General features: G+C 42.0%; 13 protein-coding genes. 7 read left to right on the plus strand and 6 right to left on the minus strand.

What is annotated here, in order from left to right:
• Positions 1-207 precede the first annotated feature (207 nt).
• Both ACLI08_RS02270 and ACLI08_RS02275 read left to right on the plus strand, forming a co-directional pair.
• Positions 208-1470, plus strand: coding sequence for a putative DNA modification/repair radical SAM protein (locus ACLI08_RS02270; RefSeq protein WP_411426832.1), 1263 nt, complete (start codon positions 208-210; stop codon positions 1468-1470).
• A gap of 1 nt (position 1471) precedes the next feature.
• Complete coding sequence (locus tag ACLI08_RS02275; RefSeq protein WP_411426833.1) at positions 1472-2239, plus strand: TIGR03915 family putative DNA repair protein; 768 nt, start codon at positions 1472-1474, stop codon at positions 2237-2239.
• A gap of 71 nt (positions 2240-2310) precedes the next feature.
• Here ACLI08_RS02275 and ACLI08_RS02280 read toward each other — a convergent pair whose 3' ends face one another.
• Positions 2311-4764 (minus strand): AsmA family protein, encoded by a 2454-nt coding sequence (locus ACLI08_RS02280; protein WP_411426834.1) that lies wholly within the window; start codon positions 4762-4764, stop codon positions 2311-2313.
• Between the two features lie 492 nt (positions 4765-5256).
• Between ACLI08_RS02280 and ACLI08_RS02285 the strand changes: the two genes are divergently transcribed.
• The 4 genes from ACLI08_RS02285 to ACLI08_RS02300 all read left to right on the plus strand — a co-directional run bounded on the left by ACLI08_RS02285 (position 5257) and on the right by ACLI08_RS02300 (position 10480).
• Complete coding sequence (locus tag ACLI08_RS02285) at positions 5257-6555, plus strand: pyridoxal phosphate-dependent decarboxylase family protein (protein WP_411426835.1); 1299 nt, start codon at positions 5257-5259, stop codon at positions 6553-6555.
• Between the two features lie 29 nt (positions 6556-6584).
• Positions 6585-8438 (plus strand): hypothetical protein, encoded by a 1854-nt coding sequence (locus ACLI08_RS02290; RefSeq protein ID WP_411426836.1) that lies wholly within the window; start codon positions 6585-6587, stop codon positions 8436-8438.
• Positions 8411-8935 (plus strand): 2'-5' RNA ligase family protein, encoded by a 525-nt coding sequence (locus tag ACLI08_RS02295; RefSeq protein WP_411426837.1) that lies wholly within the window; start codon positions 8411-8413, stop codon positions 8933-8935. The genes ACLI08_RS02290 and ACLI08_RS02295 overlap by 28 nt, the downstream gene beginning before the upstream one ends.
• A gap of 111 nt (positions 8936-9046) precedes the next feature.
• On the plus strand, positions 9047-10480 hold the full coding sequence (locus ACLI08_RS02300) for a TlpA family protein disulfide reductase (protein ID WP_411426838.1): 1434 nt from the start codon (positions 9047-9049) through the stop codon (positions 10478-10480).
• Positions 10481-10514: 34 nt separating this feature from the next.
• Here ACLI08_RS02300 and ACLI08_RS02305 read toward each other — a convergent pair whose 3' ends face one another.
• Positions 10515-11276: an SDR family NAD(P)-dependent oxidoreductase gene (locus ACLI08_RS02305; protein ID WP_411426839.1), complete on the minus strand. Its 762-nt coding sequence runs from the start codon at positions 11274-11276 to the stop codon at positions 10515-10517.
• A 165-nt stretch (positions 11277-11441) separates the two neighbouring features.
• The gene (locus ACLI08_RS02310; protein ID WP_411426840.1) at positions 11442-11843 is read right to left on the minus strand and encodes a helix-turn-helix domain-containing protein; all 402 of its coding nucleotides are present in this window, start codon (positions 11841-11843) and stop codon (positions 11442-11444) included.
• 54 nt (positions 11844-11897) lie between these two features.
• Here ACLI08_RS02310 and ACLI08_RS02315 point away from each other — a divergent pair, with 54 nt between their 5' ends.
• Entirely contained in the window at positions 11898-12521 is a 624-nt protein-coding gene (locus ACLI08_RS02315; RefSeq protein WP_411426841.1) for a 2'-5' RNA ligase family protein, read from the plus strand.
• Positions 12522-12588: 67 nt separating this feature from the next.
• Here the strand turns inward: ACLI08_RS02315 and pyk are convergent, their stop codons facing one another.
• The 3 genes from pyk to rnc all read right to left on the minus strand — a co-directional run bounded on the left by pyk (position 12589) and on the right by rnc (position 15373).
• Positions 12589-14022 carry a pyruvate kinase gene (gene pyk / locus ACLI08_RS02320; protein ID WP_411426842.1) on the minus strand — a complete coding sequence of 478 codons (1434 nt, stop codon included), beginning with the start codon at positions 14020-14022 and terminating at the stop codon, positions 12589-12591.
• Positions 14023-14026: 4 nt separating this feature from the next.
• Positions 14027-14506, minus strand: a complete 480-nt coding sequence (locus ACLI08_RS02325) for an IPExxxVDY family protein (RefSeq protein ID WP_411426843.1) — start codon at positions 14504-14506, stop codon at positions 14027-14029.
• A gap of 120 nt (positions 14507-14626) precedes the next feature.
• On the minus strand, positions 14627-15373 hold the full coding sequence (rnc, locus tag ACLI08_RS02330) for a ribonuclease III (protein WP_411426844.1): 747 nt from the start codon (positions 15371-15373) through the stop codon (positions 14627-14629).
• Between the last annotated feature and the right edge of the window lie 5 nt (positions 15374-15378).

Here is a 15378-nt window from a genome sequence, read left to right on the forward strand (position 1 = left end):
GCATAATTTTTACAATTCATCTTAATAAACTGAAATTTACACACTATGCATTGTTGGCAAAAATACACGAATTTTTTATTTATCCCAGTATAAATTCACTATTGTAGCTTGTTAATAACAATTAATTTCCAACAAACCCTACCTTTTAACTTTTGTTGGAGAATTTTTAACATTTTGCTGAGTATTTTTGCATAAAAGCGATGATATATGTACGATAGGATAAGGGAAAAGCTTACAATTTTAGCCGATGCAGCAAAATATGATGTTTCTTGCTCGTCTAGCGGGGGTAACCGAAAAAACACCAACAAAGGCATAGGCGACAGCAGTGCGAGTGGTATTTGCCACACCTATACCGAAGACGGCAGGTGTGTATCGTTGCTAAAAATATTACTCACAAATCATTGTATATATGATTGTGCTTTTTGTGTATCGCGCCGCAGTAACGATGTAAACCGTGCTGCGTTTACCGTAGAGGAAGTGGTAGAGCTTACCATGAGCTTTTACCGCCGCAACTATATAGAGGGGCTGTTCCTTAGCTCGGGTATTTTTAAAAATGCCGACTTTACCATGGAGCGCTTACTGCGCATTGTTAAGAAACTGCGCCTTGAGGAACGCTTTAACGGCTACATCCACCTAAAAACAATACCGGGAGCCAGCCAGGAACTACTTACCGAAGCCGGGCTTTATGCCGACCGTATGAGCATAAACCTGGAAATGCCTACAGAAACCGGGCTAAAATTGCTGGCACCGGAAAAATCACATGAAGAAGTAAAGAAACCACTGGGACTTATACAGAACACTATAACCCAGTTTAAAGACGAAAAGAAAACCGGGCTTATTAAAAGTGTACCGAAGTTTGTTCCGGCAGGTCAAAGCACCCAGATGGTTATAGGTGCCACGCCCGAAAACGATATGGAAATTATGTACACCGCAGATAAGTACTATAAAGACTTTTCGCTAAAACGTGTGTACTATTCCGGGTACATACCTATTAGTAATGACACCCGTATGCCGGGTATAGGGAGCCAGCCTCCCCTACTGCGTGAAAACCGCCTCTACCAAACCGACTGGCTTATGCGTTTTTATGGTTTTGAAGTAAAAGAGCTGCTTAACGCAAAAAACCCTAACCTTGATATTGATGTAGACCCAAAATTGGGTTGGGCACTACGCAACTTAGAGCAGTTTCCGGTGGATTTAAACACCGCCGATTACCAGATGATTTTACGCATTCCTGGTATAGGGGTTTCATCGGCTCAAAAGATAGTGCAGGCGCGCAGGTTTGGCAGGTTGTACACCTACCAGGTAAAAAAAATGGGTATAGCGTATAGCCGTGCAAAATTTTTTATACGCTGTGCCGACACCCCTTATATGCTTAACGAACCCGATGCACCAAGGCTGAAAGGGCTTATTTTAAGTGAAAGCAGCAGCAAATACCTGAAGGTGGCACAAAATCAGCTAAGCCTGTTTTAATATGATGCTGTATGTTTTTGATGGCTCTTTTGAAGGGCTGCTTACCGCTGTATTTGAAAGCTACGAACGAAAACACAAACATGTGCAACTTATTTGGGATAAGCTGCACCAGCCTTCTATGCTGGCAGACGAGCATATAGTAATAAGCGACGAGCAAAAGGCGCAACGCGTATGGAAAGCACTTAAAAAAAAGATTGACACGCGGTGGGCTAATTCCTTTTACACTTCTTACTTAAGCGAAGATGCCCAGGCGTTTAACGACTTGTTTGGGTTTGCGCATTATATATTTGATAATCCGGAAGGGGCTTACAAAAATTTTGGCAACCCGTTTGTTATTGCCATAGATAAAATGGCGCATAAAATAAGCCGTGAACGCCATCGTATGAAAGCCTTTATACGGTTCCAGAAAACGGCGGACGGTATTTATTATTGCCCCGTGGAGCCCGACTTTAATGTACTGCCGCTTATTGCAAAGTTTTTTAAAGACCGGTATGCAGACCAGCAATGGATTATTTATGACGTGCGCCGAAAGTACGGCCTGTTCTACGACTTAAAAAGCGTAGAGGAAATAACATATGAGTTCGTATCTGAAATAGATACCCGATCTGTACAGCTGCCAAAAAACCTTACCGACGACAAAGAAGAACTGGCAGCTATTTTATGGAAAGACTATTTTAAAAGCACCAATATACCAGCCCGGAAAAATATGAAACTTCATTTACAGCACGTGCCAAAGCGGTACTGGAAATACCTTACCGAGAAATTCTAAAAAAACAACCTTACGATTATAAAGTCTAAAGCCGGACGTCCGATAGCGCGTGGGATACTTTGGGTTGTACCTTACCGCTTTTTGCCCAGCCGTATCTTTACCTTACCGTCGTCGCCATCTTCGGCCACAAGGTGAATTACAATACCCCTGTTGCGCCTCTTGGCAAGTTCCTTTGCATCTGTGATTTCCTTATCTTTTTCGGGGTTGCGCAGCGGCACATCTATATATAATAATGTACCGGCACCAAAAGAGTACACACCCTCAACATCCATATTAAGTACAGAGCTACTTATTTTTAGCGGAGACACCTGTACTTTTTCTCCCATTATATCCAGCTTACCGTTCAGGTCTTTAAAGGCAATATTTTTTATATCCCTAAACGGAAAAGCGAACTTACCCACATTTACTAACGGCTCAAAATTTACCAGCTTACCATTTTTCAGGGTAAAGGTTACAGAACCATTTATAGACCTTGGCAGCAGCACGCCGTTACTGTTTACGCTTCCGGTAACATCGGCTTTGGCAGAAAGTTTGCCTTTTAGATTCTTAGAGTTAAGGGTTTGCATACCAAAGTTATCAAACGCATAAAAGAATTGCGAAATATCTGTATTGTTTACATTAGCTGCAAGATTATACTTTGTGGTACCGCCGGGTTTTACCATACCATTTATCTCCAGTGAACCACCGGCATGGTTAAGGCCGGCATTTTTAAGCAAAATATTTCCGTCTTCGTTTAGCGAAATCAGGGCGTGGGCATTTGTAGCGGTAAACTTTTTATAATGTACGCGCGCAGCCTTAACCGCCATGTCTATAGTGCCGTTTTCAAAAAGGTCGGCCAGGGCATTTACCACATTAGCATTGTCAGACTGCTTTTGCTGTGGTTTGCGCTGTACCGCTACCTTCCGTGCTTTTAAGAAAGACATAAATTCTTCCAGGTAAAGTTGCGGACTGTACACGTTCCACTTTAGCACCAGCTTTTCGGGTGCATTATAATATAGGTTTAAAAAATTTTGCACAGAACCATCCATTACAAAACTACTCTTACCTGTTTTTAGTAAAACTTTATCAATACGGAGATTATCTTTTGTAAAATGAAGGTCTACGGCAATCCCTTTAAAATTCATGCCGCGCGGCACATAGGTCATGGCAGCATTTTTTACAGAAACACTACCTTGTACAAGCGGCTTTACCAGCCTGAACCTTTCTACATCGGCACGGAAGGTAAGCTGTGCCTTAGCCGTGCCATCAGTAAGCTTCAGCAAAGAGGCGTCGGTAATACCGTTTAGTGCTTTTACGTTGAAGGCCGTGGTAAGTGCACCCACTGCTATGGGATTATCTAAATCCCGGATTTCAAAACGCTTCATGTTTACTGGCACTCCTTTATAAGCACCTTTAAACCCAAATAATTTAATGGCGGAGTTGGCATCGGTATACCCCTTCCCTTTCTGCCTTTGGTTAGTAAACACGCCAAAAAAACTACAATTGTTTAGGGTACCGCCGGGCACGGTGAGTACGTTGTTTGCTACCCGTGCGTTTACCTGAATCAGCGGATCGTTCTTTTCATTAAAACCACCCACCAGGTCGCACCGCACATCAATGGGCTTGCTTATGGCAAACAACATCAGTTTTTTTGTAATGTTAGGCGATAACAGGGCGGCAGCATCTTTCCATAGAATAGCATTATTTTCTATGGTAATACTGAAACGGGCAGCAGCATCCATACCCAATTTTGCGCCTATGGTAAACGTATCTGAGCCAATAGCCAAGGGCATTTTGGCGAAAGCAAGCACTTTATTGTTCTTATAATAGGTAATATCAAAATTGCCCTTAAGGGATTTATTCTTTATAAAGCTACCACGTCCTGTGTTAAATGCCATCGTATTCGCAAAACCATCGAGCTGAACAGCAGCTTTTATAACATCACCTTTAAAATCTAAAGAAGCACCCAGCCTGTGTACATTAAATGAATATTGCTTTTGGTTCCGTTTGTTCTCTGCCGAAAATTTAACCTCTTTAAGTAACACGTATTTTAACTCCGGGAATGATGATTCACCTGACGGTTTATCATCCGGACTCTTACTTTTCTTAAAAACCGCGGTGTTAGAGTAGCCGTTCTGCGCAGTATACAAGTCGATAGCGGCATTATTAATGGTGACTTTATTTACCTGCACCACTCCCCGTAACAGGCCCAGTATGTTAACCGCCACCCCTACATATCCGGCTTTTAAAAAAGTATGTTTATGTGTATCATACAGGCTGTCTCGCAATACTACGTTTTTTAGCGACACACTTATGCCGGGAAAGTCTTCTATAAGAGTGGTCTCCATACTGCTAACGGTGAGTTGTCCCGAAATATTTTCATTGAGTGTTTCGGTTATAGTTTTAAGTACCTCCTCTTTGTGGGTGTGAAGGTAAAACGCCAGGCCTGCGTACGCCACAACCAATAGCAATACTAAACCACCAATAAAACGGGCAGCTAATTTTAAGAAACGGTTTTTATTTGAAGGAGGTAAAGTTTCTGTCATGGGCGGGGTGCGTTTTTAGGAAGCAAACTAAGTTAAAAATATTCGCGTCAAAAATGTCTTACATTTTGTTAAAAACAATTGAGTGTATAAAATGAGTGCGGACGCTTTCGCGTCCGCACTGCCCCCAGAAAATAAACGCACTAAATCGACTTCAGTGCATGTAAAAACAACTGTATAGTTAATAAACGATCGGCACCATTTATTTAATTATACTCTGCAAAAATACCACTCTACACAGTTATTAGTGGTAAAATTGTATAGACAAAATATAGACAGCCCTTGTAAAAGCTGCATTTTACGGGGATTTTTTTCAAATGGCAACAATCTCGACTTTAAAATTCATAAAAACATCCTGTAAGAAAATATCGCCAAAACTCCTCTTTTGAAGCAGTAGTGAAGGTGGCTTTTTTACACTTTTTAGCGCAATGTGATATTTATCATAATTTACATGGAACAATGCGTTTTACTTTGCGAAATTAAACTACCCTAATTATGCTTTATTGGAAAAAACTTACCGCCGCCGAACGCACCGCCCGGGTACACCACGCCCTGAGCGAGAATGTAAATTTTAGCACAGACGCGTCTTTGGGCTACCCCGCATCACGGTTAGACGATAAGGTTTTTAGTGAAGATGTACCTTTCCTTAAAGATGCGCCCGTATTGCAAACCTATGCTGCAAACCCTAACCATATAGGATGCCACACACTGGGTACGAGTGAGGCTGCCTTTAAGGGTACGCAGGAAATAGAACGCGAGGTGCTTAATGTGGTGGCATGTGATATTTTTAGAGCCGAACCCGGCAGCTTTGACGGCTACATAGCCCCCGGCGGAACCGAGGCTAACATACAGGCAATATGGATGTATCGTAACTATTTTATAAAGCACCATAAAGCACATCCGTCAGAAATTGCGGTACTGGCTACAGAAGATACCCACTACTCTATAGCTAAAGGGTGTAACCTGCTTATGCTGGACTGGATTAAGGTACCCGTGCACTTTACCGGCAGGCACAAAGATCCTGTGGAACTGGAAAGCCTTATAATAACCGCGCGTGCTTCGGGTAAAAAGTATTTTATAGTGGTGGCTAACATGGGCACCACCATGTTTGGGTCTGTAGAGGTAGCCGATATTTACATTGAAATGCTGGAACATTACGGGCTTCAGTACAAATTGCATATAGATGCCGCCTACGGTGGTTTTGTATACCCGTTTAGCAACGACCACAGCAGGCTGAATTTTGAAAACCCTAAAATAAGCTCCATAACCATAGACGCGCACAAAATGCTGCAGGCGCCTTACGGTACCGGCATTTTCCTTTGCCGTAAAGGCTATATAGAAAACGTACTTACTACCGAAGCCGAGTACGTAGAAGGCATGGACCTTACGCTTTGCGGTAGCCGTAGCGGAGCTAACGCCGTAGCTGTATGGATGATCCTTTTTACCTATGGGCCACACGGCTGGCAGGAAAAAGTAAACATACTCCAAATGCGCACCAACTGGCTGTGCAACCAGCTGGACGAACTTAAGATTGAATACTTCCGCGAGCCACACATGAATATAGTAACCATACGCGAAAATTACATTCCTAAATCCGTAGCCCAGGCCTTTAACCTTGTGCCCCAAAAACACTGCGAGGGCAACCTATGGTACAAAATTGTGGTAATGGATCATGTGGAAACAGAACACCTGGCGCACTTTATAGAGGTATTAAAAATAGGCCACTTACCCGAAGAAGAACATTCGAAGTATACTGAGATAGTACATAAAAATTCATTTTTTGTGAGGTTTTAATAAACCTCTTTTATAATAAAACGAAACGCATGACACACTACAACAACTCGGCACACACATTCCACATACCGGTTATGGGGCTGGCGTATACTATAGACACGCCCGTACGGCTGGCGCACTTTGGTATTTCGTCGTGTATTTCTATAACAGACGACGACCTGTGCGAAAAAATGTCGGCTTACTTTTCTAAGAAATTTAACCTGCCCTACCAGGCAATTTCTGCAAAGGCTTTAGACCATAGGGCACAGCGGGTAAAGCAGTACCTAAATATGGTAGATACCATTGTAAAGCAAAAGTTTGAAGACTTTAAGGCAGAGCTGGCCGAAAACCGCCCTACGCTTGACAAGTTTATGGAAATGCTGCCGAACAAAAGCGCGCTTAAAGAAGGCCTGGAACAAATAATGGCTGAAGGAAGCCAAATGGCCGAAAACGTAAAGGCGTACCTGGAAAAAAACTTTTTACCGGGTAACATCGACGTGAATATTATGACCAAGGTAGACAAGGAGAACCGGGACGAAAAAAACAATCCGCTGCCGGTGGCTTTTAACGACGCACACGCTTCTCTACGCGGGTTTGCCGAAAGCAACCTCAGTTCGTCTGTGGTATTATCTGCCGGCATGAACCCAAGGCTATACAGCTATTTCGAAAACTTTGCCGATTTTTATCCTGATCAAAACGGCAACTTTAAGAAGAAGATTGTACTTAAGGTAAGTGATTTCCGTTCGGCTTCTATACAAAGTGCATTCCTTGCCAAGAAAGGCCTTTGGGTATCTGAATACCGCATAGAATCAGGGCTTAACTGCGGTGGCCATGCCTTTGCTACCGACGGCTTGCTTATGGGGCCTATACTTCAAGAATTTGCGCAAAAAAAATCGGAACTGGCTAACGCGGCATACAGCCTTATGGCAAAGGCGCTGGAATTAAAACAACTGCCTGTACCGGCCCAAATACCCAATATGGATGTTACCGTTCAGGGTGGCGTGGGTACCGCCGAGGAACATGATTTCCTGCTACAGCACTATAAGGTAGCATCGGTAGGCTGGGGATCTCCCTTTCTTTTAGTACCTGAAGCCACCGCCGTAGATGAAGCCACGCGTACCCTGCTTGCCGGGGCAAAAGAAGAAGATTTGTACCTGAGTAATATGTCTCCGCTGGGGGTACCGTTTAATACGGTACGCGGCACTACTAATGAACTGCTGAAACAGCAACGCGCAGAAAAAAACCGCTATGGTAGTGCGTGCCCTAAAAAATACCTGGCACTTACACCCGGTGAAGACGGATTAGTGTGTACCGCATCGCGTAAGTACCAGGAGCAAAAAATAAACGAACTGCTTACCGAGAACGACATTGAGGCCATGATGGAAAAATCCTGCCTTTGTGTAGGGCTTTCGGCACCGGCACTTATAGAAAAGGGCATTCCTGTTAAGGGTGAGCAGCAGGGTGTAGTAATATGCCCGGGTCCAAATATGGCTTATTTTACGCAAGAGGTATCTCTTTACCGTATGGTACGCCACATTTATGGCAATGACAATGTAATTACCGTGCAGCACCGCCCACACATGTTTATAAAGGAGCTGGATCTGTATGTAAAACATCTGGAAAAAGAAGCGGCAAACCTTACTGAAGCAAATGCGCAACAGCTAAAAAAACTAAAAGCGTTTAAGCAGAACCTGCTTGATGGGATAGCTCATTACGAAAACCTGTTTGCCCAAAACCAAAACTGGTTTACAGAGCAACGAGGCGCCATAACTACGGCACTTATCCAATACCGCCAGCAAACGGAGCGCCTACTTAACGAAACTGAAACACAAACTGTAGATGCGTATATTTGTAACAAACAATGTAACGCCTGCCAATGCCAAACGAAAACCGCTACTTTATAGCAGTAATCCCATCGGAAGAAATTTCGGCAGAAATTACTGCGATTAAACATGAAATAGCCAGAGTATATAATGCTGAAAAGGCGCTTAAGGTAATGCCACACATTACCCTTAAAGCGCCTTTTGTTATTAGTAATGACAAAACCGAAGCGCTGATGCAGTGGTTTAAAACCATTACATTACAAACAATTCCTTTTGATGTATCTCTTGATGGTTTTGATGTTTTTGACAATCCGAAAAATCCGGTGGTGTTTATTAAACCTGAAACTTCTGATGCGCTACACAACCTGCAAAAAGAAATTTTACAGGCCTTTAAAAGTATGTTCCCTAATATTCCTGTACATTTTCATGAGGATGATTTTCACCCCCATATCACGTTGGCATACCGGGATTTAACCTACCCCGATTTTTTAAAAGCCAAAGAGGTATTTAAAACCCGGAACTACAAAAATAATTTTAGGGTAAAAAGTTTTAGCCTGCTGAAACACAATGGAGCGTAATGGGAGGTTATATACAGTAACGACTTTAAAGCCCAATGAAATGTAATAAAACACGAACAACTGTCGTTAAAACCCTATTATTTACACTACCAACAAAACCATATCCCATCCATGAAAAATGTTTTTATACTTGCGCTCTTGGCACTGAGCGTTCTTAGTACCGGCAATTTAGCTGCGCAAACGAAAAAGCGTTACCCCAAAACCGCCTGTCTTGTAGCGGACAGAAACGACACCATTTTGAAACAAGTATATTTTCAGAATGTCTCAAATAACTACAAACGAAATGAGATAATAAAAAATCATTCTAAAGCCACTCCTGCCGATTTTGTAATAACCGCTAAAACTGCCGGATTTTATAAAATTTATTCTTTTAAACCCTTTGGAATACCCTCTACGGTATACATTCAGTCTGGCGACTCTGTTACATACAAGAATAACGGCAATAACGGACTTACTTTTACAGGAAAAAATGCTGCGCATTATAACTTCTTTAATGAGCTGTTTAAAAACGGCAATACGTATCCGGACTATAACGAAAAAGAGGAATTACATCAATATAAGGTTACATGTGCCGAAATTCTTAAACACCGAATAGCATTCCTAGATGACTATGCTAAAAAACATAAGGTTTCATCAGAATTTTATAATGCTGTAAAAACCGATTTGGAATTCGGCTTCATTGGGCAGATTTTAAACAAATTCACAATACCTGATAATGCGATTAAAAACAACCCGAAAGTATTGGATGGCATTAGCTTTAAAACTTTTAACTTACAAAAAAATGTTCCTGTTAGCTATAACTTTTATTGGGCGCTGAGTAATTACGTACGCAGTTATAGTATAATTAATGAACCCTCGGAAAATTATTCTAACAACAAACTGAAATTCAGGATTAGCGTTATAAACAAAAACCTGAAAGGCGATTTGAGGGAATTTGCGCTTACTGAAACATTTGAAGATTACGAAACTCACCTAAAACCGGAGAACATAAGCGCTATAAAAGAGTGCCTAACAGCTACTCTTACCTCCATAAAAGACCCTGCTTATAAACAAGGACTGGAAAAAAAACTCAAAAAACTATTACAGTTAAGCGCTGATTTGCCACAGGAAGTATTAGACGCCCAACTCTTAGATACCGAAGGAAATCTGTTAGCAGTAAAAGACATCCTGAAAAACCAGGTCAATAGCATTAAGGTGCTGGACTTTTGGGCAAGCTGGTGTGGCCCTTGTATAGCAGGTATGAAAGAAACACACGCCCTAAGAGAGAAAATTACTTCTGAGCGGCAAGTTGCGTTTATTTATATTTCTACCGATAAAAATCTCGACCAGTGGAAGAAAAAAGTCGCGGAACTAAGCGCTCTGGGGATAAATAAAAATCACTACCGCCTTACCGAAGAAAGCCATAAACTCTTTTCAAAGTTCTTTTTAATAGAATCTATACCAAAATATGTGGTGCTAACCCCGGCTAACAAAGTATATTTAAATACTGTTCCGGCACCGGGAAGTACAGATTTCGAAAACGTATTACAAAGCGCTTCTAAATAAAAATAGCCGACAGTTACGTCGGCTAATTTATGTTTTACAGAAACATCCCTCCCGATGCTTCTATGCGCTGTGCTGTAATCCAGCGGGCATCATCGGTACAAAGGAACGCCACTACCCCGCCTATATCGTCTGGCAGGCCTACCCTGCCCAGAGCCGTTTGCGCGGCTATAAAGCCGTTAAGCTCGGCATTATCGCGTACTGCACCGCCACCAAAATCAGTTTCTATAGCGCCCGGAGCCACTATATTTACACGGATACCCCTTGCGCCCAGTTCCTTGGCCTGGTACTTGGTAAGTGTTTCCATAGCGCCTTTCATGCTGGCATACGCTGCATAGCCGGGCAGGCTAAAACGCGCCAATCCTGAAGATATATTAACAATACCACCTCCGTCATTTAATAGCGGCAATGCATTTTGCGAAAGGAAAAACGGAGCTTTAAAGTGTACCGCTACAAGGGTATCAAAGTCATCCGGAGTAGTTGCTGCAAACGGAGCATAAACGCCAAAACCGGCATTATTTACCAAAAAATCGAATTTTTCTGCCCCAAAAACGTCGTTAAGCGTAGTAGCCACCGTGGTAAAAAAAGTATCTATACTTTTGGCATCGGCAACGTTAAGTTGTAGTGAAGCCGCTTTTTGGCCTAGTGCCTCAATCTCGGCTACTACCGCATCGGCTTCTGCCTTTTGGCTGTTGTAGGTAAGTAATACGTTAAGGCCTTTTTTAGCTATGGCAATCGCCATATTTTTACCAAGGCCACGGCTACCGCCGGTTATAAGTGCAATTTTAGAATGTGCCATGTTGTTGTATTATTTAATGATTTACATGGCAAAGGTAGTAAGCTGATATGCCTGAAAAATGATGTACTCTTCAGAATTTGATTAGCCTTCCCAGAATTAGTTTCAGGTTTAAAGTTTCAAGTTGTTTTAAAGTTCAGAACGGTAAAAAACCTGAAACCCGAAACTTTAAACTAAAATTTTCTTCCTGTATTGCAACGGTGTTATACCTGCCATGCCCTTAAAAAACTTGGTAAAATTAGTAGGCTCATCATAACCAAACTTCTGCCCTATCTCGGCTATAGACAGGGTAGTTTGTTTGAGTAGCGTAATAGCCTCGGCAAGTATACGCTCTTCCATAACTTCGCAAACCGATGAATTAATGGTAATTTTAAGCGTATTAGTAAGGTGCCTGGGGTGTATGAAGAGCTTGGCACCAAAATCCTGTGCGTGTAGTCTTCGCGATGCCCTGCCACTAATAAGATCGTTAATATGCTCGTCTACGAGCTTTAAAAAACTGGTGGTGATTTCGTCTTTACGCGAAAGTATTTTCTCGGGTATTTTATATGTTTTAACAGTTTGTGTTTCCATAAGGCATAAGTATAGGGCTAAGTTACAAAAGAACTTATTATTTTTGCAGCACCTATGGCAAAACGAAACGCTAATACAACCCAGCTAACCCTGTTCCCCGAAACGCTGTATGAATACCACATACTGCTTTCGCCCAGCGATGCCATAAAGGAAGAGGTAGACAGCCTTAAACAACAGCTGCACGAACAGATAGGCATAAGCGAAAAAGACCGTACCTCCATAGCGCACATTACCCTGTTGAAAATTGAGGCGTTTGAATCTACCAATATGAGGGATTTGGTTAAAAAAGCGCTTGCCGGGGAAACCAAATTTACCATTAAGGTAAACGGGTACGACTACTTTAGCCACGGTGATAGCCGTACGCTTTATTTAAAGCTGGAAAACCCCGAAAAGGTAGACCACATAGCCGTAGCCATAAAAAACCCCGCTAAAAAGCGCGCACCTAAACCTAAATACAGGCAAACAAGCATTATAGACAAGCCGGAGCGCAAGCAAAAGCTTTCTATGACGCCACACATTACCATAGCCAGAAATATAAATCAGGACGACTTTAACCGTATTGACTTCTCCGTTTTTGAGTATGAAAACGAATGGGTGTGCGACAGGGTTATTATCCGCCGCCGCCTTGCCAATACCGATAAATTATTTAGCCCCGCCGGGGAAATTAAGCTGGGTTAGCAAACTTCTTTATACAACTAAAAATGGCTGCCTTATGGCAGCCATTTTCTATATAATGTAATAACGATTACGCTTCAATTTCAGAAACCCTAAGCGTGTTTACCATACCTTTATCGGCAACCGGCATTGCTGCAAGGTTAATAACAATATCACCTTTTTCTACAATACCTTTTTCTCTTGCAATGGTATTTACATCTACTACCGTTTCGTCTGTACTAAGCGACTTGTCGTAGTAGAATGAGTTAACACCCCATAGCAGGCTTAGCTGCGTAAGTATCCTGCGGTTGTCTGTAAACACAAGGATCTTAGCGTTTGGCCTCCAGGCAGAAATCTGGAATGCTGTATAACCACTGTTTGTAAGCGTACAGATAGCTTTTGCCTGAATTGTACCTGCCATTTGCGCAGCGTGGTAGCATATAGACTTGGTTATGTAACGCTTAGTACGTACTGTAGGTACGTTTTGCGGTACATGGATAAGCGGAGAGTCTTCAACGGCTTCAATAATTTGGGTCATTTTTTCAATAACCTGTACCGGGTAGTTACCTACAGATGTTTCGCCGGAAAGCATTACAGCATCAGCACCGTCCATAACAGAGTTAGCCACGTCGTTAACCTCGGCACGTGTAGGTGTAAGGCTGGTGATCATGGTTTCCATCATTTGGGTAGCCACAATTACAGGTATACGGGCCGTTTTAGCACGGTTGATAAGTTTCTTCTGGATAAGAGGCACTTCGTGGGCCGGCATTTCCACACCAAGGTCACCACGCGCTACCATAAGGCCGTCGCAGTAGGCTACAATCTTATCAATATTTTCTACACCTTCCGGTTTTTCTATTTTAGCAACAATAGGAATCTTATATTCAGAGTGTTCCGCTATAAGATCCTGAAGATCCTGAAGGTCTTGCGGTGTACGCACAAACGAAAGCGCAATCCAGTCTACCTGAGCTTTAATAGCAAAAATAGCGTCGCGGATGTCTTTCTCTGTAAGTGCAGGAAGCGATACTTTTGTATTTGGCAGGTTTACGCCTTTTTTAGATTTAAGCGGGCCACCTTGTATAACTTTGGTTTTAACCTCCGCTACTTTATCTGTTTCTACAACTTCAAATATAAGTTTACCGTCATCCAGCAATATCCTTTCGCCAGGGTTTACGTCGCCAGGAAACGCCTTATAGTTCATGTATACCCTTTCGGCAGTACCCGGAACATCTTCGGCAGTCTGGAATGTAATTACATCGCCAGGGTTTACCACTACGTCTTCCTTCATTACGCCTACGCGCAGTTTAGGCCCCTGCAGGTCGGCAAGTATTGCTGTATTGTAACCAAACTCTTCGTTAAGGCCGCGGATAATGTTTATACGCTCCTGTACGTCTGCATAATCTGCATGCGAAAAGTTAATCCTGAATACGTTTACACCGGCCAGTATCATTTCATTGATAACTTCCCTGGTGCTGCACGCAGGACCCAGCGTGGCTACAATTTTAGTTTTCTTGTTTGTCGGCATTCTCTTAAAAAATTAAGTTGTTTTTCGATTTAAGTTTATAGTGGTCTACTTTATAGGCAGTGGTTATGTGCTTTACCTTTAACAACTTTTGTACTACGTCATCCTCCTCATCAGACACGTTTTCTATTTTTAGTACATAGTCAGCCGTTTTCAGGTCCGGTAAAAAAAATACCGTGGTACTGAAAGCAAACATCTCTGCATCAAAAAGCGACTCGGTGCTTGTTTGTGCCGTGGTAATACTATTTTTGTTTTGTATAAGATGCCAGGCCACATCATGGTCTGTATCTTCAAAGAAAAAGCGCGAAAACAAAACCAAATCCTCCTTCTGTTTTACGCTCAGGTCGTTAGGGCATTTTTCCAGCCTTATTTCGAGTTCTCTGTTAACAAAATAAGCAAGCCTGTAGTCTTCCAAAGACGAATGTATGGCGATTAGGATATAATCAGCATCTTCAAAATCGTCTATTAATAACTTATGGACAGCCATATAGTACTCTCACTCCAAATAAGCCGTAAATATAAGACTTAAAAATTATAAAAAATAATCTTAAAATTAAGTTTACGCTAATTTATTCACGAAAACGATTTAGTTAAATAGGAAGTTGGCTTATTTTTTGTTAATTTTTTCCTGAAATGCAAAATAGGCGCGCTGAGATGCCTTTTCCTCTGCTTTTTTCTTAGAAGTAGCCCGCGCCTTACCTACAATTTGTCCGTCGATTTTAAGTTTTACACCAAAATGCTTCTGTCCCTCAACGCCATTGTCTTCATAAACTTCATAATGGAACGACTTTTTTTGCTTTTGGCACCACTCTATAACAAGGCTTTTGTAACTTATTACCTTACCTTCCAGCTTGGCAATATCTACATAAGGCACAATTACTTTATCATGGATAAATTTTTCGCAAAACGGAAAGCCACGGTCAAGGTATATGGCACCCACAAACGCTTCAAACAGGTTACCGTGAATGTTTTCGCCGAAGTGTTGTGCAGATACTTTGCTCTCTACCCACTTAATAAGATTAAGGTCGCGCCCCAGTTCGTTCAGGTGTTCGCGGCTTACAATTTTAGAACGCATTTTAGTAAGATAGCCTTCGTCTCCGGTAGGCACCTGGTTAAATAAATGCGCAGCAATGACAGAGCCAAGCATAGCATCGCCTAAAAATTCTAAGCGCTCGTAGTTTATAGGATTACCTTTTTCGTCTTGCTTATTACTGGACCGATGGGTAAAGGCCCTTTTGTAATGGTTAAGCTCTATAGGGTCAAATCCCAGTATGGATTTCATTTCGTTAAAAAAAATCCCGCCTTCACTAGGAACAGGGCGGGATTTTGAAAATATCTTTTTAAAGAATCCCATATTCG

This window comes from Flavobacterium sp. RNTU_13 (assembly GCF_046614455.1).
Lineage (GTDB): Bacteria > Bacteroidota > Bacteroidia > Flavobacteriales > Flavobacteriaceae > Flavobacterium.